Origin of the sequence: Enterobacter cloacae complex sp. ECL411 (assembly GCF_021869665.1) — a bacterium.
In the GTDB taxonomy this organism is placed as follows: Bacteria; Pseudomonadota; Gammaproteobacteria; order Enterobacterales; family Enterobacteriaceae; genus Enterobacter; species Enterobacter intestinihominis.
Genome location: NZ_CP091490.1, coordinates 38,396 through 58,136 on the forward strand (window position 1 = coordinate 38,396; position 19,741 = coordinate 58,136).

General features: G+C 51.8%; 25 protein-coding genes and 1 pseudogene. 20 read left to right on the forward strand and 6 right to left on the reverse strand.

From position 1 onward, the window contains the following. Positions 1 to 1,164 precede the first annotated feature (1,164 nt). The 6 genes from L3069_RS26445 (at position 1,165) to L3069_RS26470 (ending at position 3,681) form a co-directional block, all read left to right on the forward strand. The gene (locus L3069_RS26445; protein ID WP_016051704.1) at positions 1,165 to 1,380 is read left to right on the forward strand and encodes a hypothetical protein; all 216 of its coding nucleotides are present in this window, start codon (positions 1,165 to 1,167) and stop codon (positions 1,378 to 1,380) included. Positions 1,381 to 1,393: 13 nt separating this feature from the next. Beyond that, positions 1,394 to 1,609 (forward strand): hypothetical protein, encoded by a 216-nt coding sequence (locus L3069_RS26450; protein WP_160859106.1) that lies wholly within the window; start codon positions 1,394 to 1,396, stop codon positions 1,607 to 1,609. 140 nt (positions 1,610 to 1,749) lie between these two features. Next, entirely contained in the window at positions 1,750 to 2,061 is a 312-nt protein-coding gene (locus tag L3069_RS26455) for a hypothetical protein (RefSeq protein ID WP_006812530.1), read from the forward strand. A 128-nt stretch (positions 2,062 to 2,189) separates the two neighbouring features. Next, on the forward strand, positions 2,190 to 2,585 hold the full coding sequence (locus L3069_RS26460) for a hypothetical protein (RefSeq protein ID WP_006812529.1): 396 nt from the start codon (positions 2,190 to 2,192) through the stop codon (positions 2,583 to 2,585). Positions 2,586 to 2,711: 126 nt separating this feature from the next. After that, positions 2,712 to 2,993: a hypothetical protein gene (locus tag L3069_RS26465; RefSeq protein ID WP_058652473.1), complete on the forward strand. Its 282-nt coding sequence runs from the start codon at positions 2,712 to 2,714 to the stop codon at positions 2,991 to 2,993. A 205-nt stretch (positions 2,994 to 3,198) separates the two neighbouring features. Continuing rightward, positions 3,199 to 3,681, forward strand: a complete 483-nt coding sequence (locus L3069_RS26470) for a hypothetical protein (protein WP_006812526.1) — start codon at positions 3,199 to 3,201, stop codon at positions 3,679 to 3,681. Positions 3,682 to 4,325: 644 nt separating this feature from the next. On the opposite strand, the gene L3069_RS26475 is transcribed toward L3069_RS26470, so the two are convergent. The 6 genes from L3069_RS26475 to L3069_RS26500 form a co-directional block, all read right to left on the reverse strand. Continuing rightward, the gene (locus L3069_RS26475) at positions 4,326 to 4,529 is read right to left on the reverse strand and encodes a hypothetical protein (RefSeq protein WP_016051712.1); all 204 of its coding nucleotides are present in this window, start codon (positions 4,527 to 4,529) and stop codon (positions 4,326 to 4,328) included. Positions 4,530 to 4,579: 50 nt separating this feature from the next. Continuing rightward, positions 4,580 to 5,230 (reverse strand): hypothetical protein, encoded by a 651-nt coding sequence (locus L3069_RS26480; RefSeq protein WP_040110254.1) that lies wholly within the window; start codon positions 5,228 to 5,230, stop codon positions 4,580 to 4,582. 322 nt (positions 5,231 to 5,552) lie between these two features. After that, positions 5,553 to 6,080, reverse strand: coding sequence for a transcriptional regulator (locus L3069_RS26485; protein ID WP_006812523.1), 528 nt, complete (start codon positions 6,078 to 6,080; stop codon positions 5,553 to 5,555). A 4-nt stretch (positions 6,081 to 6,084) separates the two neighbouring features. Then, positions 6,085 to 6,507 carry a hypothetical protein gene (locus L3069_RS26490; RefSeq protein WP_000683475.1) on the reverse strand — a complete coding sequence of 141 codons (423 nt, stop codon included), beginning with the start codon at positions 6,505 to 6,507 and terminating at the stop codon, positions 6,085 to 6,087. A gap of 59 nt (positions 6,508 to 6,566) precedes the next feature. Further along, positions 6,567 to 6,845, reverse strand: coding sequence for a hypothetical protein (locus L3069_RS26495; protein WP_001291547.1), 279 nt, complete (start codon positions 6,843 to 6,845; stop codon positions 6,567 to 6,569). Positions 6,846 to 6,847: 2 nt separating this feature from the next. Further along, positions 6,848 to 8,407 carry a DEAD/DEAH box helicase gene (locus tag L3069_RS26500; protein ID WP_006812522.1) on the reverse strand — a complete coding sequence of 520 codons (1,560 nt, stop codon included), beginning with the start codon at positions 8,405 to 8,407 and terminating at the stop codon, positions 6,848 to 6,850. A gap of 59 nt (positions 8,408 to 8,466) precedes the next feature. Between L3069_RS26500 and L3069_RS26505 the strand changes: the two are divergent. The 14 genes and pseudogenes from L3069_RS26505 (at position 8,467) to L3069_RS26570 (ending at position 19,726) form a co-directional block, all read left to right on the forward strand. After that, a pseudogene (locus tag L3069_RS26505) lies at positions 8,467 to 9,170 on the forward strand (ParB/RepB/Spo0J family partition protein). After that, a complete protein-coding gene (locus L3069_RS26510) occupies positions 9,170 to 9,838 on the forward strand; it encodes a ParB/Srx family N-terminal domain-containing protein (RefSeq protein ID WP_000164561.1) in 669 nt (222 codons plus the stop codon). The pseudogene L3069_RS26505 and the gene L3069_RS26510 overlap by 1 nt, the downstream one beginning before the upstream one ends. Continuing rightward, positions 9,835 to 10,473 carry an ATP-binding cassette domain-containing protein gene (locus tag L3069_RS26515; protein WP_236901987.1) on the forward strand — a complete coding sequence of 213 codons (639 nt, stop codon included), beginning with the start codon at positions 9,835 to 9,837 and terminating at the stop codon, positions 10,471 to 10,473. The genes L3069_RS26510 and L3069_RS26515 overlap by 4 nt, the downstream gene beginning before the upstream one ends. Next, complete coding sequence (locus L3069_RS26520) at positions 10,466 to 10,720, forward strand: hypothetical protein (protein ID WP_001113021.1); 255 nt, start codon at positions 10,466 to 10,468, stop codon at positions 10,718 to 10,720. The genes L3069_RS26515 and L3069_RS26520 overlap by 8 nt, the downstream gene beginning before the upstream one ends. A gap of 5 nt (positions 10,721 to 10,725) precedes the next feature. Beyond that, a complete protein-coding gene (locus L3069_RS26525) occupies positions 10,726 to 11,616 on the forward strand; it encodes a hypothetical protein (protein ID WP_058652471.1) in 891 nt (296 codons plus the stop codon). 9 nt (positions 11,617 to 11,625) lie between these two features. Beyond that, positions 11,626 to 11,892 (forward strand): hypothetical protein, encoded by a 267-nt coding sequence (locus L3069_RS26530; RefSeq protein WP_006812518.1) that lies wholly within the window; start codon positions 11,626 to 11,628, stop codon positions 11,890 to 11,892. 195 nt (positions 11,893 to 12,087) lie between these two features. Beyond that, positions 12,088 to 12,729, forward strand: coding sequence for a hypothetical protein (locus L3069_RS26535; protein WP_006812517.1), 642 nt, complete (start codon positions 12,088 to 12,090; stop codon positions 12,727 to 12,729). A gap of 2 nt (positions 12,730 to 12,731) precedes the next feature. Further along, entirely contained in the window at positions 12,732 to 13,988 is a 1,257-nt protein-coding gene (locus L3069_RS26540) for a phage terminase large subunit (protein ID WP_002211787.1), read from the forward strand. A 33-nt stretch (positions 13,989 to 14,021) separates the two neighbouring features. Then, positions 14,022 to 15,596 (forward strand): hypothetical protein, encoded by a 1,575-nt coding sequence (locus L3069_RS26545; protein WP_039264876.1) that lies wholly within the window; start codon positions 14,022 to 14,024, stop codon positions 15,594 to 15,596. Between the two features lie 22 nt (positions 15,597 to 15,618). Then, positions 15,619 to 16,515 carry a DUF6651 domain-containing protein gene (locus L3069_RS26550; RefSeq protein WP_045339224.1) on the forward strand — a complete coding sequence of 299 codons (897 nt, stop codon included), beginning with the start codon at positions 15,619 to 15,621 and terminating at the stop codon, positions 16,513 to 16,515. Between the two features lie 26 nt (positions 16,516 to 16,541). Beyond that, entirely contained in the window at positions 16,542 to 17,417 is an 876-nt protein-coding gene (locus L3069_RS26555) for a major capsid protein (protein ID WP_006812514.1), read from the forward strand. 74 nt (positions 17,418 to 17,491) lie between these two features. Then, positions 17,492 to 18,415, forward strand: a complete 924-nt coding sequence (locus tag L3069_RS26560; RefSeq protein WP_006812513.1) for an Ig domain-containing protein — start codon at positions 17,492 to 17,494, stop codon at positions 18,413 to 18,415. 43 nt (positions 18,416 to 18,458) lie between these two features. Further along, on the forward strand, positions 18,459 to 18,893 hold the full coding sequence (locus L3069_RS26565) for a hypothetical protein (RefSeq protein ID WP_000801184.1): 435 nt from the start codon (positions 18,459 to 18,461) through the stop codon (positions 18,891 to 18,893). Beyond that, complete coding sequence (locus tag L3069_RS26570) at positions 18,893 to 19,726, forward strand: hypothetical protein (protein ID WP_000057119.1); 834 nt, start codon at positions 18,893 to 18,895, stop codon at positions 19,724 to 19,726. Before L3069_RS26565 ends, L3069_RS26570 begins: the two co-directional genes overlap by 1 nt. Positions 19,727 to 19,741: the final 15 nt, after the last annotated feature.

Consider the following 19,741-nt stretch of genomic DNA (forward strand, 5'->3'; position numbering starts at 1 on the left):
CAGGCTACCGAAAAGACCCACCTCTTTGCCCCAGGCTACAGAGCACCCACCTAATCTTTCCAGGCAACCGAGAACGCAGCTCGCGCACGCAAAACCCTACACGCCATTACCCAATACACGGAGAAGAACAGCCAGAACGAAACCCCGGACAAACCCAGACCAGAACAGGAACCGTCGCAATCTCGCTTACCCACCATTACCCCGGAAGAGAGCGCAAATTCCTGAATAGCAGGGAACGCCATTACTTCATATGCGGAGAACAACTAAAGCGCCCTACTGCCATTACCCACACTTCCATCATTTCACGTAAACGAAGAGAAAAGCGCACCTGCCATTACTCCATACACGGAGAAGAACACTCACCAAAACGACGAGAACAACCCAGACGAAAACACAGAGAAGAACCACCTCAAGAACAACGAAACCACATACGCCGATAGAGAGAACAAACCACCCATTTCACCCAAAGGAATACTTGCCGTATAGAGCGTTATCAGGGGGAAGGTTTGCACGTCCACAGGAGAGAAAATCCGTAGAGATTGAACTGGAGGTATAAGTGGGAAGGGGAAGAGAGGTATCGCTACTTTCTCCGTAGAAATTCAAGCCATAGTTTTCATCCCCCGTAACGCCCCTTTCCACCCCTTCGGTCAGCCTTCGGGCCATCCAGGGAAAAGGCTATGTCCCTTTTCAGAAACGGGAGCGTCGCCGCAGGGAAAAGGCTGGAGGTTTTCAGGGAAACGGTGGGAATCCCGCTATACGAACCGGGAAAAGGCTGGCTGCCGGTCGGGAAGCGGGAGCTTGCCGGTACAGAGCGAGGGACGGCTGCGGGAGCGGTGCGGGAAGTCCTCGGGAGTGCGCCTTACTCTTCGTTCGCCTGAAAATTGCGGGGGAGTGTCGTTCCCTCTCGTGCAGCTGCTGAACTCCATTCTGCCAGACCATCCTCGGGTCTCAAGCGATTTCAGTAGGTTTTCGGGGAGAAGAAAATTCTGCCCACCAGCCCTGCGGCGCGCGTAGAGCAGAATATCGTAAATACTGGCTCCCGTGTCGTTCCCGGATACTCACTGCCCAGCCGGGCTTTCCCGACATAAAATCCTTTTTCGCCTATGTCTTATTGCGATAATAACACCAACAAGAAAACAACGTGTTTAGACAAAGGAGAAACACATGTACAAGCATCTGAATATCAGCATCACCCTCTGTGGCGAGGAAGCGTCCTCCGAGTGTGAGATCTCCCTCGATGACGTTATCCGCTCTCAGGATGTTGCTGGTCGCGTGGCGACGCTCATCTCTGAAGGATACAGAGAAGGGACGTTTGATTTCCATATCGAGGACAACCCAATGTCCGTCGCGTGGAACTGCACGACGTCAGAAACGAAGTGAGGGTGAAGAGATGATTAAGATGCCTGTGATGGTTGAGGTGTGGAGCGTGGACTCTCTGGCTGAATGCCTGGATGCTGTGGGGCCGGAGTTGTACCGCAAGTTGTGGTCGTTCGTCCCGGCTGAAGGGGAATCACCCAAAGGGAAGGATATCTGGCACCTGCTCAGTGAAGATGAACAGCGGGAGCTGGTGGACGCGGTACACATCGAGTTCCCGGACGACGAAGATTAAGCGTGAGGCCACCAGCACGGTGGCTTTTTGCTGTTTGCAACCTCCGGGGCAGCGCAGCACCGTAACGCTATGCTTTGTAGCCGTTTTCTCGCTGGTATTATTTACACCAACAAGAAAACAAGTTGTTTACGGAGTGAATTATGAAAAACGCGATGATCACCAAACTGAGCGCGGGCCAGCCACGTAAAGAAAAACCAACCGTAATGAGCCAGCTGACCCTGCTCGATATCATCGCCAACGGCACTGCCATTCGCCTGTTCAAAGAGACGCTGGTCTCGTTCGACAATGGTTCCCGCACGCGTTACGTAATGAGTGTGCGTCGCCAGAGTGGGAGAGGGTGGATGGCAAAACAGATCATCTGGCCGGAAGGAGAGCTGGAACAGGCGCTACTGGAAGCGAACAAAGTAGCCCAGCAAGAAATCCAGCGTGCCTCTCTCCTGGCGACAGCCTGACATGTGCAAAAGCGATTAGTCGTCACTACGACAGCCCCGTCCATCCTTCGGGGCTTTTTTGCTTACCCGTATTGTAAGTGCTTACCTATGACAATAATATAATCAGGTCAACAACAGGGAGACCAAAAATGACTGTAATTCGTGAAAACCTGGTTCTTGATTTGTACTATGCGTCAGAAACAACCTCAGGCGGAAAAGTTGCAAAACTGACCGCTATTCTGCGTGACAGCACGAACGGGACTGAAGTGCTCACCACCACCCTGATCCGCACCGGGACAGAAGAGGATTGGGTGTACACCGTAGGCTTCCAGAGCATCAGCGACGCATCCGAACCAATGCTGCTGAAACTGGAAACGTATTTCCGCGGCGTAGACAAAGAGATGTTTGAGAAGATGATGGTGAAAGCAGACGAGCTGTACACCTCCTACTTGAACCCGAGCAACACCTGGCTTGGACAATACGGTCTGCGCATCGTGTCCAACGAACCGGTTGAAAACTACATCCCGGAAAGCGTATTCGCTTAATCCCTCCAATGGCGCGTACCCCGCGCCATTTTCTTATTCCCGATAACAAAATGTTTTTTGCCTTATCCATATTGCGATAATTACACCAACAAGAAAACAAGATGTTTACGCATGGAGGATATGCACATGACCGATTTCACTATCTCCCCTAAAGCTGAAAACGTATGGCTGGAATCCTGGCTCGACCTGTCGCCGGAAGAACAGCAGGAAATGGATCACGTTGAACAGGACGAACAATATGATGCCCGCTTCTTCCGCTTTGAGGACAGCGTTTATGATATTGCCGACTTCATGCGCGATGACCGCTTCCCTGACTGGCACGCAGGCTACCCATTAAATGCCTTCGCCATGCTGATGATCCGCGTGGATGGCTCCGGCGATACCATCGACGTCGGTCTGCTCCACTAAGAGAACGAGGCCACCCACGCCGGTGGCCTTAAATGACCATCCTGTTTCCCGCAGGCTAAAAACACCCACCTCTTGTCGCCAGGCTACCGAACAACCCTCCGACTCCCTGCCGGCCACCAGCTGCCGGAACAGAACGCTTGGACGCCTTATGCGCGTAGCGATAATTAAACCAGCAAGAAAACAAGTTGTTTAAAGGATTATCACCATGAACTTTATCGCTACTGTTAACACCCCTGCGCATGGCCATATTTCTGTGACGTTCTCTGATAACGAGAAAAGCGTGCTGGGCGCCTGGCGTGACAATGTAACCATCGAGCTGTCCGGGAAAGAGAAACAGCAGATCACCAATGACATTATCTGCAACCGTCGCCATAAACGCGTATTTGAAAAAGCGTATGTCTCCACTTCGGGATTTGGCGTATTCATCTTCCCGGTACGCAGCGGTCGCTTCTGCCAGTCAAAACTCATCGAGTTCGCCACGCAGATCGCGCTATGGGTTAAAACAGAATCCGGGTTCGACTTCAGCGAACAGGAAGCAGTGGGGGAGGGGATGCGTATCGCCAACAATGCCATCAAGTGCAAAAACGTCACCTACGAAGCAGGAATCGACTCGTGGAGTGTCTCGTGCGGGGAATACGTGAAAGAGGTGTACGGAAAGAACCGCATTCACATCCTGACTGGCAAGTAAGAGGGGAGGGGCTGGAAACGCCCCTTTCTTTTCGTCCACCAGCTGCCGCAGGGATATTCAGAAACGGCCAGAGGGCTGTCCGGGGAACCGAAGGGAAACGGCCAGGGAATTTTCGGGAAACGGCTGGGTTTGCCTTTATGTAGAAAACAGAGCGGGAGAAGCCCAGAATCCTGCCAGAAAATATCGCAGGGGCGCTGGGGTAACGCTGGTGGAGTTTCAGCCCCTGAGCCATCCAGATAGCTTTCGCTATGTGATTATGTGAATCCGTGGGTAAACCACTGCAAGCGCGTACACGTCGCGCCAACGTGCCAATGATACGCGAGCGCCCACGGATAGCGCCAACATTGCCGACACGTCCCGAAGGATAGCGCGGATCACGTCGCCAGCTATCGCCAGACGATCACGCCCACGACACGACAAAATAATCCACGCGCTAAAACGCTGTAAAACGCGCTATAACGTGTTTTTTTTGTGGTTAATGGGTATATACCACCACACATAAAAACGCGTTAAATTGGCGCATTTATGGCGCTTATTTTGGGTCTGTTTTGGCTGACTTCAGACAATAAAAAACGCGCCAACAATGGCGCGTTATGGTGTGCGGATCTTGAAACGAAAAAAGCGCCCATAGTGGGCGCTTTTGTTTAAATGCTGTTTTGCAGTTTTCCGATCATTTCAGACAAGCGCAAATATTCACGCTTGCGCTTACAGTCTCTTTTACTGTTAAGCAAATCAGAAAACGTAAAATTTAATTTGTCACGTTGCGCTTTTAAGTCGTCGATTAATTCAAGTTTATAAGCGCGATATTTTGCGCGATATTCCGCGCGGATCTGGTCATAACTAATCATGATTTTTATCCTTAAAACTAGCGCCCATAGTGGGCGCTATATCCATCTAATTACGCTTTGAAAGCATCAGCCAGATAGTTATAAAAATCATTCTTGATAAAGCGATATTGTTGCGATCCGTTTTTAGCAGCGCCCATTCCTTTGATTTTCTCGACCAGTCCGAGACGTTCACACAAATTGATAAGCTGATTGGCTTGAGTGTAGCCAGCGTCTAATTTAATCTCACATGCTTTTTTAGCTTCATTCATTAAATCGAATACAGCGCCATTTGTGAATGTCTCCATTTCATCATTAATCATTTCGATTAATGCGAATACGCGAGATCCGGACATATCAGCGACGGAATAAACGCATTTACCAGACTTGATAGATTTAACCAGATAAACCAATTTTTCGAGTGAATAGCTATTGGTCATAGCTTCGCGGAAAAACACTTCTGGCGCTTGTTTGCTTGCTTTAATCGCGTAGTAAAAGACACCAGCTAATTTCTCATCATTAACAGCGTTTAAAACGTTGTTGGTGAAGTATGCAAGTTTGGTAGTCGCTGCAAGCATGTTAGCTTTATCTGCTTTTGTGTGCGTACCATTCTGATAATGATTGTTATAAGTCTGAGTAGCATTATTGGCTGCAACTTGTAATTCATTAGCGATAACTACAGCAGCGTCGATGATGGATTTTTTAGAGATAGCAACGTTAGACATGATATTAATCCTTATGTAATATTGATAACTTAATTTGTTATTTGTTTATCGTTAGCGTGTTCGCTTTCGATGTGACTAATTATCGATATACAGAAATTAAAATCAAGAGTTTTTTACACGGGAACGAAAAAAATTTTCTTCAATAAAAATCAAAGTCTTAGAAATAAATCGCGTTTTCTCGAAGGTGTTGCCTAAATAAATTCCCTATTCGGTCATTCACCCTTATATATTTAAAATGGAATAGGGGTTAGGGGAAATAAATATAACGGGAAGTGACACATAAAATAATAACCGGACTTAGCCGGTTATTACCCTTATAGATTTAAAACGGTAAAATCCGTTCGACCCAATCGAACATGACGACTGTCTTCCGACCGTCCCCCATGTTGAGCGTGACCTGGCAAGCGTCAACGCCTGAAGACACACCCTCAATTTCACGGCCATCCGCCATGTAGACCCTTATAGACTTCTGCATCTCATGAGCCTGGCGACAAATTTTGAAGAAATCACGGCGAGATGGCCGATTGTCCACATAGTCTGGGTGTACCGTTGTCCGACCCGTGAAATCGTGCGCAATGCCTTCTGTCACACCTGATTCAATCGTACTGATTCGCTCAAGTGGGAGCCTTATACGATTTTCTTTGTCGAACGGGGCAGGGCAAAGATCGACTTTGTTGCGCGACGACATGAGACCCTGAACGTACATGCAGAACACCTGACCATCTTCCATCGTGACCCTTACAGGAATGAGAGACTTACGCCAGAACATCAGCGCCTTCTCCACGTTGGTGTAATCGCGCGGCCAGACTTCTGCAGGAATCCCGTAGGTGATGTCAGTAATATTCGTCATATCGTCACAGTGTCGTTGGTAGGATATCGATGTCACCTGCGTTGCTGGTGAACACCCGGAAGACTTTCGTCTCGCCAGCTTTGGTGATGGTCTCGCGTTCCTGACGAGCAGGGTTCAGTGCGCACAGCCCGGCGCCTTCCAGTGAAGCGCCAACAATCCATTGCCCGGCATCAAGATGAAACGTCGCTTTTTCACCGGTCTCAAGTTTCGCAACCGTCTCACCATTGATGAAGATGGATGCGTCACAGCCCGCACCTATCATACCTTTGTCCCTCATAACCACCAGCGTGGTTGGTGCAGACGTCTGGTATTTGAAAACTCTGGCCTGCGGAGCCGGTTTTGCATCAGCTACAGACACAGGGCGGGATGAACATGCACTCAGGAGTAAAACGGGGATGGTAATCAGTGGAAGTAGAACGTGTTTCATGGCTTGAACTAAATCCTTATCACTTCAACGAACAAGGCGTCTTGCGACGCCCTTAATGCTTAATCGAGACGTTTGAGAATATCGGCCAGATCTTCTTTGGTCATGCCAGAGGATTCGTAAATCTTCATGACCTTTTCACGGGCCTTTGCAGAAGCCTCTAATGACGTAGCTGCCTTATCAAAATCAGCCATCGTCATGTTGGACAGCACCAGATTGATGATGTCTGCCTTTGACAGCTTAATATTGCGTTCACGCAGTCGATTCTGAAAGGTTTCCAGCTTGTCGTTTGCTTTTTCGGTTAACTGAACCTGGCAGTGTATAGCGCGTTTCTCGCTCATGCTTACTCTCTATTCAAAACAGTGAAATCGAATGTGCTACCCACCGGCAAAACGCCCTCGGCAAACCCAGGCGTCGTGTCGATAATGTGCTTCCGCTCATATGAATGCGACATGAGATATTTGTTGCTTACGTCGATAAAGTCGGTAATAAAGCACACGTTAGCCTGATTCTTTTTGGCTCGAAGACCGCGACCAACACGTTGGCGCATCTCAACTTCGGCTTTGCCGCCACCACCCAGAATCACCGCCCCTACGCTTGGAACGTCGACACCAACATCCAGAATGGTTGAACCAATCAGAACATCTATCTTGCCTGCCGCCAGACTGTTGAGCTTTGCTTGTCGGGTAGTCTGGTTTGATTCTCCGTAGATGAAATCGACCTTCAGGCCGCTTTCCTTCATCATTTCCATCAAAATCTGACCATGACGCTTCAAACGAACCAGCGTCATACAGTTCAGACCGTGACTTTTGTACATTAACGCTTCGCGCACAATAGCCTCGTTGCGGCCCAGATTGTAAACGATGCCTAACTGATAGGCTTTCTGGTAAGCCGTACTCATTCCAACCCGAAAGTTCAGGTGTTTCGAAGCAAGTTCGGCCCTAATCCGCACCTCGTCTGGAGTGTACGCGATTTTATGATATAGAAAGTATGGTTTCGCTAAAATACCTCGATCGATCAAATATTTCTCCGTTACCTTTATCTCAATGCGGCCGGCAACGGCCATGAGACGCATATTTGCCTCGGTCGAGTCCTTCATGAACGGCGTAGCTGTCAGCGCCAGACGGTAATCGGCATTGATGCACAACCGGGCGATATCGTAGAAGTTTGAACCAGATGATTCGTGTGCCTCTTCCAGAATCAGCAGAGAAACGCTGGACAGAAAGCGCTTAACCAGTTCCCGGCGCTTCAGGTGGTACTGTTTTTTCTCAGGTGATGCATCGCGCGGTGGCTCTTCGAGAAAACTGGCCAGGGTCTGCACCGTGGCAACGTTGATATGGCGCGAGACCTGGAACTCACCAGATCCAATCACCCCAACTTTCTGACCTTTCAGCCACGGCTCGCCATTCTCCGCGCGGTAGTCGATGGATTTCTGGAAGTTCTCTGCCATCTGGAACATCAGAACCGAGCGCGTGGTTAAAAACAGCGTCATACGACCAATGCGAGCAGCTGCCTTACACGCTACGTTCGATTTACCGCCACCGGTCGCAATCTGGGCAATCATCATCCCTTCGCGCACCAGTGTTTCCACAGTCTGATCCTGATACGCATAGTCCGGGTTATACGGGAATGGGTTAACTACCGGGTTCGGCTTGCCCAGCGCGGGGGCTTTTTCCTTGCGCACATGCACGCATTTGATGCCAGCTTTCAGAAGGTTGGCCGCTACTGGCTTCGCAAACCCAGCCGGGAACGCGTTTTTGCTCCAGTTGAACATCGTGCTGGTTCCTTTCCAGTCCCCAGCCTCCACTTCATAGCTCAACATCTCCTGAACGAGCCGCTTCACGTTGTCATCAGCGCCAGAAATCAGCGCATTGACTGCATTCGATACAATCCGAACTGTCATAAACCTCTTTCCTTCGTGCCTTTTGTATGGTAATTGGCTATTATAGTAAGTAAGTACTTATACAATGGATTGTATCAGAATTATGGATGTGAAAATTACGATTCTGCAGGTGGAAGTCGCTAACCTGCGTCCGAATCCCTGGAATACCAACTCCGTTGGGGCGAAAAACTTCGAAAAACTGAAAGGCTCTATCGAAAAATTGGGCTTTTTTAAGCCAATTCTGGCGCGGGAGCTGGACGGGGGCGTTTTTGAGATCCTCGGTGGCGAACACCGCTGGCGTGCCGCGATGGAGCAGGGCATTTCAACGGTTCCTGTCATCTCCGTGGGCAAAATTAACGACCTGGTGGCCAAACAGATGTCCCTCGTCGATAACGAGCGCTACGGCGAAGACGATCAGGTCGCTTTGCAGCGCTTAATCGAAGAAATCCAGTCTGAAATCGACTACCGGTTGTCCGATATCGCCCCGTATGACGACGAAATGGCGGCAACACTCGCCAAAGCGTCCGTTATCGATCTTGAAGCGCTGGAAGCGCTCTCCCGTGGCGATGACGAGCCGGTCGATGAGGACAAACGCGAGAAAACCGAGCGAGTCGGCGCCGAACACCAGACGATGCGCTTCAAAGTGACGTTTGATGCGTCAGATCGCGTCGCCGACACCATCAAAACCATCATCAAAGAGCAGGGAATCAATACCGGTAACGAAATGGAGAACGCCGGGGAAGCCCTGGTGTGGCTGGTCGACTACTACAAGGAGCGTATGTAATGACCAAAAACTTTGAAATCGTCTATCGAAACCCGGCAGAACTCATCCCGTATGAGATGAACGCCAAAAAACATGACGAACAGCAGATCCGCGACCTGGCGGCCGCCATCAAAAAGCGCGGTTTTGACCAGCCGATCACGGTCGACAAGCACGACGTCATCATTACTGGCCACGGTCGTCGCGAGGCGGCACTTCTGGCTGGTCTGGAGCGTGTGCCGGTCATCGTTCGCGACGATCTGAGCGAAGAAGAAGTGAAGGCGAAGCGTCTGGAAGACAACCGCCTGGCCAGTATTGACTACGACGCTATCAAATTGCAGCAGGAACTGGAATCCCTGGTGTTGGGTGACGTCGAGGTCTTCGGTTTTGAGGAGCGCGAGTTGAACGTGCTTGTCGGCAGCATGACCGAAGAGATGGAAACCGGCTCTCTGGTGCTCGATCTGGGCGAAGAGACGGAACGCCAGAAAGAAGAGCACACCGAGATCAGTCGCGAAGTAGCCTCTGAAGAAGTCCGCGTCATCGACGTATTGGGCTTTAAAACGCTCCCTGCTGGCTCTGCCATTGTGGTTGGGGATTTGCTTGCCCACATGGAAGAAATCACGGGAGAGAGCGGGGTAGACGCTTTCGTGGCGTATGCGGAGAAAGTTTCTTCTGGGGAGCTGGCTGCATGAGCAAATACACCATCAACGTATCGTTTCAGACCCGCGTGAACAAAACCACGCGCACGCTGGAGATTGCCGAATCGTTCGGTCTTGGCCTTGACGAAAAAGAGTGGACGCTTTTCGACAATCTGGAGCTGGAAGTGAAGCAGGGCGATGTGGTGTACATCACCGGCCAATCCGGTTCCGGTAAATCCGTTGTGCTGCGCGAGCTGCAACGCCAGATGAAGGATGAAGGGCTTTCTGTAGCCTCCATCGATGACTTTACCTTCGACAATGAGGTTAACGTCATCGACCAGCTGGGCAAAACCACCAGCGAAGCGCTGGGGCTGCTGTCTATGGCCGGATTGAATGACGCCTATCTATTCGTGCGCAAGCCATCCGAGATGTCTGACGGCCAGAAATACCGTCTCAAGATCGCCAAGCTGATCGAGTCAGGTGCAAAAGTCTGGGCAGCCGACGAATTTGGCGCTGTTCTCGACCGTGTAACCGCCCAGGTTGTGGCGTCGAACCTCCAGCGTGCCGCCCGTAAGGTTGGTGCGACGGTAATGGTGGCGACGACCCACGAAGACCTGAAGAACGCGCTGCGCCCGGATATGCAGATCACCAAGCACTACAAAGAACGCGTGAAGGTGGAATATGCCTGATTTGAAGATCGTAGAGCTGAAGCCATCGAAAGAGGCTGACAACAACAACGTTGAAGTCATCCGCCTGCTGGAAGAAGCACTCCAGTACGCCAGAGAAGGCAAAAGCCAGAGCCTGGCGCTGCTGATGATCAACAACGACGGCAGTGTTCTGGATTGCTGGCATAACGGTGGGCGTCCATACGTCATGGTCGGGGCGATGGAATCGCTTCGCCTGGACTTCATCAATGCCAATATCGAGCGCAGGTGATCGACATGACAGACATCATCATCAAACGCTACCGCCCGGAAGAGTTCCCGCGTCATCTGGACTTTCTGGAGCATATGACCGTTACCAAAGGCACGGTTGAAGACTGGCACGCGCTGAAGTCGCTGCACTACAAGACGGATGGTAAGCCGTTCGCGCCAACGTATTATCGCTGCGAACTGGACGACCGGCTGGTGGGCGTCGTGGTTATGGCTTACCCGAAACTGCTGCTGGCGCCTCGCCATCGCATGTTTCCTAAGCTGAAGCCAACCACCAATACCACCGTGGCCAACCAGTATTGGGGCCGGTACGTGAACAACAACTTTGCGGTGATCAGCCGTTCCGTTGTGGACACTCAGTACCGCGGCGTCGGCGTCTCCTATCGAATGATTAACCTGGTTAGCAGGATGCACGACCGGCCAATCATCGAGATCCAGTCATCGATGAGCAAATACAACCCGTTTGCCATGAAAGCAGGGTTCCAGTTCATCCGTCCGGAGCGTCCGAAGAGCTATGAGAGTGCGTTGCGCGTCTTCCAGCGTCATTTCCGTTCCGACCCTGGCGACAACGAAGCGATCGTCAAAGAGCTGTTCGCCATGAGTGAGTCTCGCCGTCGTCGTGCGCTGCGTGATCTGGTCGCTGACTACCACAAGAACAGTTCCCTGGCCAAAGCCGGGCGTAATCGTGGCACGACGATTCAGGACATTGCCGACAGCCTGGTGGACGAGGCCAGCATCGTGAAGCTGCTCAAGGACATTCACAACCTGAGCTTCACGTCTCCGCTGTATGGTGTGTACCGAAACCCGGACTTTGGTCGTCAGCTGCCGGACACGCTGCCACTGCTGGCATTCGACAAACAGCCTTTGAATAAACCTCTTGAAATTGCATTACCGGCATAAGGATTTGCCATGACGTTGACCGACAAACAAAAAGACATCATCAAAACCATCAATTTAGGCCATGAGCGTGGGTATCTGCTCGATCTGGACGAGCTGCTTGAAGTGCTGCCGTACAAAACGACCAAACAGAGTATGCAGTTCTCTATCCGCGCACTGGTGAAAAAGGGGCTGGTGGAGAAAGGAATGTGCCGCCAGCGCGGTGATTCCGGCTACCACCGTCGCACGCTGGGACTGACCACTTTAGGTCGTGCCAGAGCCAAATTACTGGTGATGTAAGTCGGTCTGGGAGCCAGTTTGAGAGCCTGCTTCCGTATATATAAATACTAAGTGACTTATTAAATATATACGGAAGCAGGTTCTGAATACTCCCCAGCCCGGTTTTAAACACCCAGAAAACAAATTGGTTAGGCACAGAATTAAACAAGTTGTTTAGGAGCGCAAGGATGCGCTCTGAGTGTTTTAGAGGGATCTATGACTGTAGAAAAAGACGAGAGCAAAACTCGCCTGACGCCAGCTGAGTGGGCAGAAGCCGAAGCAAAGTGGACTTCCGGCGAATACACACTCTCCAAGCTGGAGGAAGAGTACGGCATTCGTCGTGAAACGCTCTCCAGACATTTCAAAAAGCGTGGATTAGAGAAAGGCGCGGACTCCGTTGGGAAGATGGTGCGCGAGTCGCTCAAATCCGACGCAGAGCTGCGTGCGAAGGCGCGTGCAGAGAAAATCGAAGAGCGCCGGACTCGTTACGACGATTGGGCATTCGCACTCGGTCGGATGGTGATGCATGAGGTGGCCACAGCCAAGAAGGACGGCAAGCCACTCGCAACCATCGAAGATGACCTGAAGAGTCTCCAGCGTGCCAGCGGCACACTCGCTAAGTGCTTCGAAATATCCTCGAAAGCGCTCGGTATGGATCGCGCTGAGAACGAAGAAGACGAAATCCCGAACCTGGTATTTGGCGAACTTACGCCTTCCCAGGTGGCGCAGCTGCGTAAGGAAGATGATGAGCCGGATCTGATTGATGACGATCTGCTTGAGTCACTCGAAGAGGAAGCACTGAGCGAAGCAGAGGGCGATTCTGACGCGTCTGGTGATGAAAGTGATGGGAGCGTCTAACTATGGCCATCCCGTCGTCTCTGAGTCTCGTACAGCTGCATTCTGGGCAGATGCAAGTCTTCCAGTCGCCACATCGTTTCAAAGTGGTGTGTGCGGGTCGACGCTGGGGTAAATCCCGGTTGTCGATCTCCACCATCATCCGCGCGGCAGCCAAAGAGAAAAAGCAACGTGTCTGGTACGTCGCACCGACTTACCAGATGGCTCGCCAGATCTTGTGGGATGACCTGCAGGAAGTTCTGCCTCGTAAATGGGTTCGTAAGAAAAACGACACCACGATGACCATCGTGCTGAAGAACGGCTCTGAAATCGCGCTGAAAGGTGCGGATAAGCCCGATACGCTTCGTGGTGTGGCACTGCACTTCGTGGTGCTCGATGAATTTCAGGATATGAAGCCTGACACCTGGTACAAGGTACTGCGTCCGACACTGTCCTCTACCCGTGGCGGTGCGCTGATCATCGGTACGCCAAAAGGCTTCTCCGAGTTCCACAAGCTGTGGACTATCGGTCAGAACAAAGATTTGCAACGCAAAGGGCAGTGGAAGAGCTGGCAGTTCGTTACGGCTGATTCTCCGTTCGTACCGAGCGCGGAAATCGAAGCAGCGAAGAACGATATGGACCCTAAATCGTTCGCACAGGAATACCTGGCCAGCTTCGAAAACATGTCCGGACGCGTTTACTACCCGTTCGACCGCAATGTGCATGTGAAGCCACTCCAGTTCAATCCGAAACTGCCGATCTGGGTTGGTCAGGACTTCAACATCGACCCTATGTCATCGGTCATCCTGCAGCCGCAGCCAAATGGCGAGTTGTGGGCCGTGGACGAGGTTGTGCTGTTCTCTTCCAACACGGCTGAAGTGTGTGATGAGCTGGAGCGCCGTTTCTGGCGCTGGAAGTCTCAGGTCACTATCTTCCCTGACCCGGCTGGTGCGTATCGCCAGCACGCACGCGGCGAATCGGACGTCGATATCTTCAAGGAAAAAGGTTTCCTTCGAGTCGATTATCCGAAGAAGCACCCGCCGATCGCAGACCGTGTTAACGCAGTGAACCGCATGTTGATGAGTGCCTCGGGCGAAACCCGGTTGTACATCGATCCGAAGTGCAAACACCTCATCGACTCGCTGGAGAAGGTGATCTACAAGCCAGGCTCACGCGATATGGATAAGACTGGCGGCATCGAACACAGTGCGGATGCGTTGGGTTATCCGGTTCATCGTAGGTATCCGGTGAAAAATCGTGTTATTCTTGGTGGATCTAGATAGGTAAGTACTTGCCTAAGTGGAAAGGAAAATCAAATGGAATTGACTGACAAGCAAATCAAAGACCTTGTGGCACGACGCCACCCTGAATATGAGAAGAAAAAAGAACATTGGGACTTCCTCGCCAGCACCTACGCTGGCGGGCGTGCCTGGTTCAACGACAATATCTTCCGTTACTTCAAAGAGGGCGATCAGGAGTTCAAAGAGCGCCTGGAACGCGCTTATCGCTTCAACCATACGCGCGAAGTGGTAAACCTCATCAACAAATACCTCTTCAAAGAGGTCATTCACCGCAACACTGATGAAGCACCGGAGCAGATCCGCAATTTCTGGAAGCGAGCCACGCGCCAGAACGCCTCCATCGATGCGTTTATGGCGGCTATCGATCTGCAATCATCCATTTATGGCCGTATCTGGGTTGTCGTGGATAGCACGATGAACGTCGATGTTGAGTCTGTTGCAGACGAGAAGAAAAATGATGCGCGTGCCTACGCTTACTGGATTTCGCCGCAGCAGCTGCTTGATGTTGCCTGGGATGAAGACGGCAATATGTTGTGGGCGCTGATTGTTGAAATCGCGCGCGACGACGAAGATCCGTTCACGTCAACCGGGCAGGAATACCAGCGTTACCGTCTGTGGACGCAAAACGAGTGGTATCTGTTCCGTGAAGAAGTGAAGAAAGGTTCCGGAAATAGCGGTCGCCGTCAGGCCAAAGTCGTTCTGGAGGATAGCGGCCAGCATAATTTGGGCGTGGTGCCGGTGTTCCCGGTGGATTGCATTGGTGAAAGCGAGTCTCCGTATTTCAGCCCGTCGTTGATTGACGATATTGCCTATCTTGATCGCGCCGTGGCCAACTACCTGTCGAACCTTGACGCGATTATTCAGGATCAGACATTCAGCCAGCTGGCGATCCCGGTTCAGTCATTGCTGCCGGGCGATGAAAACCACACCAAAGTGCTTGAAATGGGGACAAAGCGCGTCTTCACCTTCGACTCTGAGAGCGGTAATCAGCCATTCTACCTGTCTCCGGACCCGAAACAGGCCCAGATGATTATCACCACGATTAAGACGGTGATTAACGAGATCTACCATTCCGTTGGCGTGGCAGGTGAGCGAACCAAGCAGGATAACGCACAGGGCATCGATAACTCTTCGGGCGCAGCGAAGATGTACGACTTCCAGCGTGTTAACAGTCTGCTGGTGACGAAAGCAGAACGTCTCGAAAGGGCAGAGCGCCAGATGATGCAGCTGGCAGCGAAGTGGATGGGTGTCGAACTGGATGAAGACCACTCTCTGATCGCGTACCCGGAAAGTTTCGACATTCGCGGTCTGACTGACGAGTTTGCCGTTGCTGAGAAACTGTCGCTGCTCCAGGCGCCTGATTCTGTTCGTCGTCATCAGATGGAAATGCTCATCGAGAAGGTCTTCCCGAACATTTCCGAGGCGATGCAAAAGGAATTTCAAAAAGATCTCTTGAAATTTCCTCCAAAAAATGATCTTAACACCCTTGAAAATAAGTCAGTACTTACTTATGATCGAGATACAGCCCAAGAAAGCGGGCAAGATCAACCCCGAGGGAATGGGGACTCATCTACTCAAGAGACCGAGTGATAAGTAACGAAAAGGAATTTCTATGAATCTGTGGCAAATGCTTATGGCCCGTCGTGGCCTGATGGATGTAGCTGAAGCGCATGAGCGCGGCGGCGCTGGTGGCGGTGCTCCTGCTGGAGACAATGAGCAGGGCAATCAAGACCCAGGCAAACAGGGCGAGCAAAAAGAGCAACCGAAGGGTGACGACGACGAGTATGCCGGTATGACTCAGGAAGAGTTGCTGGCAGAACTGCGTAAGTCCAAGAAAGCCGGTGCTGACCTGCTGAAAGAGAACATGAAGCGCAAGGAGAAAGAGCGCACATTGGCCGATCAGCTGGCTCAGTACGGTGATATTGACCCGGCGCGTGCTCGCCAGCTTCTCGAAGCTGAACAAGCCGCAGAAACCGCACGTCGGGAGGCGGAGCAGGCTGAACTGGAACGCCGTGGTGAGTTCGATGCTGTGAAAAAGCAGATGATCGAAGCGCACCAAGCTGAACTGGCACAGCGCGACGAACGCTACTCCGCTCTGGAGAGCGAGAACGCCGCACTGAAGGCTCAACTGGTCGAAATGACGGTTGGCGCTTCCTTCAGCGGCTCTGCCTTCCTGCGTGACAAAGTTCTGATGACTCCGGCTAAGGCTCGCGTTATCTACGGCTCTCATTTCGAAGTGGGTGAAGACGGTAGTGTTGTGGGCTTTGATAAGCCAGCCGGTCAGAAAGAACGTGCAGTTCTGGTTGACGGTGAAGGCAAACCGTTACCGTTCGAATCCGCGATTGAGCGCATTCTGCGTGCAGATCCGGAAGCTGACGCACTGTTGCGCAGCGAAGCCAAGCAGGGTGCTGGTTCCAATAGCAAACCGACCCACAAAGTAAACCAGCCGAAGAGCAAGTCGACTATGGATAAGTTGACCTCCGGCCTGGGGAAAATCGGACTCAAGTAACATCTTAAATCATAGGGAAATGAAAGATGCCATTACTGCGTGATGAAGCTGAAAAGCTGTCTAACAACGAACTTGAGCAGGGTGTGATCGAGACCATCATCGATCGCGATGACCTGTTCGCTGTTCTGCCTTTCATGAAGATTAATTCTAAGGCATACCTCTACAACCGCGAAGCTACCCTGAGCGAAGCAACCTTCATCGATGTGAACGACACCATCACCGAAGGCGCTGCAACCTTCACCGAACACGTTGCGAAGCTGCGTATCCTGGCAGGCGACGTAGACGTCGACAAATTCCTGGCGACCACTATGTCCGACACCAACAACCAGCTGGCAATCCAGGTTCGTCAGAAGGTGAAAGGTCTGGCTCGCGCATTCCGCCGCAACCTGATTCTGGGCGACTCCAGCACCAACAACAAAGCGTTCGACGGTATTCCGAAGCTGATGCACGACGATCAGAAGATCGACATCGAAGGCGCTTCCATGACCTTCTCCATGTTCGACGAGCTGGTCGACGCGGTGAAAGATCTGGGCGCAGACTGCATTATGATGCGTTCCGAGCACCTGCGTGCTTATCGCGCTCTGCTGCGTACCGTTAGCCTCGGCCCGTCCGAAATCATGATGGAAAACTTCGGTCGTCCGATGCTGTGCCACAACGGTGTACCGTTCATTGTGAACGACTTCATCCCGACTGATTCTGGCAAAGCAAGCATCTACTGCCTGCACCTGTCCGAAGAGAACGGTGTGACTGGTCTGTATGGCGGTGAAAACGCCGGTATCGTTGTTGAGAACATCGGTACTGTTCAGAACAAAGACGCAACCCGTACCCGCGTTAAGTGGTACTGCTCTCTGGCGAACAAGCACGACAAGGCTATCGCCGCGCTGACCAACGTAAAAATTTGATCAGTATAGTAGGTAAGTAATTATCTACCATTTAAGGGTGGGCTATACGCCCACCCTTTTTGTAGGAGCGAGAAATGCCAGAACAAAAGATGAAGATCACGGAAGAGGCGTTTGCGGATTTCACGGGGCATATGTGCCGTGCCGGATTCACCAATTCCATCTCCAACGAGCCTCTGAGCGAGCGCCAGCAGAACCATCTTGCGGCTTGCTTCCGGGCAATTCCGTTCACTCAGTCTGTCACCATTACACCGGCTGCGCCGTCCGTATTGGTGGGTAAAACCGTTCAACTTAGTGCAGGTATCACCATGAGCAAAAGCGCAGATTCATTCACCTGGACGTCGGCCAATGACCAGGTCGCCACAGTCAGCGGTACGGGTCTGGTTACTGGCGTGACTCCGGGAAAAGTGAAGATCACCGCCACCGATAAGCAGACTCAGCTTTCTGCGTCAGTCGAAGTGACCGTTAAGCCTGTCAGCGTGGAGTCCGTTACGGTAACGCCAGACTCTACCTCTGTTGAGAAGGGGAAATCGGTCAAGTTGCGCGTTGATGTACAACCGTCAAACGCAACAAATAAAAGAGTCACCTGGACTTCCAAAAATAACGACAAAGCGACCGTTGACCAGAACGGTAACGTAGCTGGCGTAGCCGTTGGTACGGCAACCATTGAAGTGGTTTCGCAGGATGGCAGCCATAAAGCTACTGCTACGGTTGAAGTCACTGAGCCTGTCGTTGCTGTTACTGGCGTCTCTGTCGATCCGAGCACCACCAGCGTTGAAGCCAACAAAACGGTACAGCTGACCGCGAACATCGAACCGGCTGGCGCAACCAATAAGCGCGTAACCTGGGCGTCAAAAAATGCCGAGTTCGCGACGGTTGATAGCGCAACTGGACTTGTGACCGGTGTGGCTGCAGGTACTGCCACTATCGAAGTCACCACGGAAGACGGTAGCCACAAAGCCACTGCGACCGTTGAAGTGACCGCAGCACCGGCTGCGTAACCAACACATGGGCGGCGATGCCGCCCATTAAGTGAGAAGAAGAATGAAACCAGCAAAAATTCGTTTATTGGAGCCTCAATTTTTGGGGTACACGGGCATTCTCTGCGGTATCCAGTTTGTCGACGGCATCTCGGTTGCCGAACTGCCATTCATCGATCAGCAGCGGATTTGTGCCTCCATGCGTGCCACTACCGTTGAAGGCAAAAATGTATCTCCTTCTGCCGCGTACAGCAGCCGCAATGATTTGACTGCGGACGACATTGTCGAGACGGCGGCCCCGGATATTGTGCCAATGAAACGTGGTACGGCTGAAGTGGAAGCCAAACCGGTACAGCGCTTTACTCGTGAAGAGCTGGAGTCGATTGCGGACTGTGAAGGTATTGCGGGTCTGCGTCAGATCGGCAACCAGATTGGCGTGAAAGCCAAAGGTATCGTTGAAATGATCGAAGGCATCCTGAAAGCACAGGGCGGTGAGTAATGGCGCAGATCGACACGTACCGTAGCGGGGAAGCAGTTTCCCTGTCGTTTGCATTTAACGTTCTGGATATTGAGTCGGCCACGTATACCGTCAGAGATGGCGCAGGTGCGATCATCGTCGATAACGAACCTCTCGATATTACTGAGGGGCAGATGTCCATTCCGGTTGTCGTGTCGGCCGAACACAACCTGCTTTCAGATAAAGAGCGCGATCTGCGACACGTCATTGTCAAAGCGGTGGCATCCGGGCTGACGCATGAAGAGCGCAAGATGTACGTTCTGCTGAATAGCTTCGAGCTGTCAATTCCAGGCCAGTCATTCGCAACGGTCGCAGACGCCCAGATGCAAGCTATCGATATGCTGAACGGCGACACCCTGTTAGCTGATGGCGAAGGGCTGATGCGCAAACGTCTCATTGAGGCCACCAGACGCGTCAAAACGCTGCCGTTCTCAATCCGCAAAGTCCTGCGTATCGACTTCGACCGGTACGATCGCCCGCAAAACATGCTGAACGTCTATGACATTCCGTGGGGCGCTGACGGGGCATATCGTCACGATCTGATCGATTGGGAGCAGATGACGCCTGAGAAATTCGACGAGTTCCCGGACTACTTCAAACAGGCATTAATGCTGGCCGTGGTTAATGAAGCCTGCGAAATCGCTAACGGCAATGACGTAGCGGCAGCCCGCGAGGACGGCATTCTGTCTGAGTCCATTGGTGAAACGACCAATATGTACCGCACCGGCAAAGCGGCAAATGTGCATGTGGCTCGCAGTACCTGGCGACTGCTGGTCAGTTACATCAATAACCGCATGATTGTTCGCCGTGCGTAACGCCAGTCGCATTAT

Excerpts from the sequence above, each read along its gene's own strand:
- L3069_RS26480 (WP_040110254.1), bottom strand. The coding sequence starts at position 5,230 with ATGTCTAACGTTGCTATCTCTAAAAAATCCATCATCGACGCTGCTGTA.
- L3069_RS26515 (WP_236901987.1), top strand. The coding sequence starts at position 9,835 with ATGAGCAAATACACCATCAACGTATCGTTTCAGACCCGCGTGAACAAA.
- L3069_RS26530 (WP_006812518.1), top strand. The coding sequence starts at position 11,626 with ATGACGTTGACCGACAAACAAAAAGACATCATCAAAACCATCAATTTA.
- L3069_RS26460 (WP_006812529.1), top strand. The coding sequence starts at position 2,190 with ATGACTGTAATTCGTGAAAACCTGGTTCTTGATTTGTACTATGCGTCA.
- L3069_RS26510 (WP_000164561.1), top strand. The coding sequence starts at position 9,170 with ATGACCAAAAACTTTGAAATCGTCTATCGAAACCCGGCAGAACTCATC.
- L3069_RS26560 (WP_006812513.1), top strand. The coding sequence starts at position 17,492 with ATGCCAGAACAAAAGATGAAGATCACGGAAGAGGCGTTTGCGGATTTC.
- L3069_RS26555 (WP_006812514.1), top strand. The coding sequence starts at position 16,542 with ATGCCATTACTGCGTGATGAAGCTGAAAAGCTGTCTAACAACGAACTT.
- L3069_RS26520 (WP_001113021.1), top strand. The coding sequence starts at position 10,466 with ATGCCTGATTTGAAGATCGTAGAGCTGAAGCCATCGAAAGAGGCTGAC.
- L3069_RS26525 (WP_058652471.1), top strand. The coding sequence starts at position 10,726 with ATGACAGACATCATCATCAAACGCTACCGCCCGGAAGAGTTCCCGCGT.
- L3069_RS26565 (WP_000801184.1), top strand. The coding sequence starts at position 18,459 with ATGAAACCAGCAAAAATTCGTTTATTGGAGCCTCAATTTTTGGGGTAC.
- L3069_RS26455 (WP_006812530.1), top strand. The coding sequence starts at position 1,750 with ATGAAAAACGCGATGATCACCAAACTGAGCGCGGGCCAGCCACGTAAA.
- L3069_RS26490 (WP_000683475.1), bottom strand. The coding sequence starts at position 6,507 with ATGAAACACGTTCTACTTCCACTGATTACCATCCCCGTTTTACTCCTG.
- L3069_RS26550 (WP_045339224.1), top strand. The coding sequence starts at position 15,619 with ATGAATCTGTGGCAAATGCTTATGGCCCGTCGTGGCCTGATGGATGTA.
- L3069_RS26475 (WP_016051712.1), bottom strand. The coding sequence starts at position 4,529 with ATGATTAGTTATGACCAGATCCGCGCGGAATATCGCGCAAAATATCGC.
- L3069_RS26540 (WP_002211787.1), top strand. The coding sequence starts at position 12,732 with ATGGCCATCCCGTCGTCTCTGAGTCTCGTACAGCTGCATTCTGGGCAG.
- L3069_RS26495 (WP_001291547.1), bottom strand. The coding sequence starts at position 6,845 with ATGAGCGAGAAACGCGCTATACACTGCCAGGTTCAGTTAACCGAAAAA.
- L3069_RS26500 (WP_006812522.1), bottom strand. The coding sequence starts at position 8,407 with ATGACAGTTCGGATTGTATCGAATGCAGTCAATGCGCTGATTTCTGGC.
- L3069_RS26535 (WP_006812517.1), top strand. The coding sequence starts at position 12,088 with ATGACTGTAGAAAAAGACGAGAGCAAAACTCGCCTGACGCCAGCTGAG.
- L3069_RS26445 (WP_016051704.1), top strand. The coding sequence starts at position 1,165 with ATGTACAAGCATCTGAATATCAGCATCACCCTCTGTGGCGAGGAAGCG.
- L3069_RS26545 (WP_039264876.1), top strand. The coding sequence starts at position 14,022 with ATGGAATTGACTGACAAGCAAATCAAAGACCTTGTGGCACGACGCCAC.
- L3069_RS26465 (WP_058652473.1), top strand. The coding sequence starts at position 2,712 with ATGACCGATTTCACTATCTCCCCTAAAGCTGAAAACGTATGGCTGGAA.
- L3069_RS26570 (WP_000057119.1), top strand. The coding sequence starts at position 18,893 with ATGGCGCAGATCGACACGTACCGTAGCGGGGAAGCAGTTTCCCTGTCG.
- L3069_RS26485 (WP_006812523.1), bottom strand. The coding sequence starts at position 6,080 with ATGACGAATATTACTGACATCACCTACGGGATTCCTGCAGAAGTCTGG.
- L3069_RS26470 (WP_006812526.1), top strand. The coding sequence starts at position 3,199 with ATGAACTTTATCGCTACTGTTAACACCCCTGCGCATGGCCATATTTCT.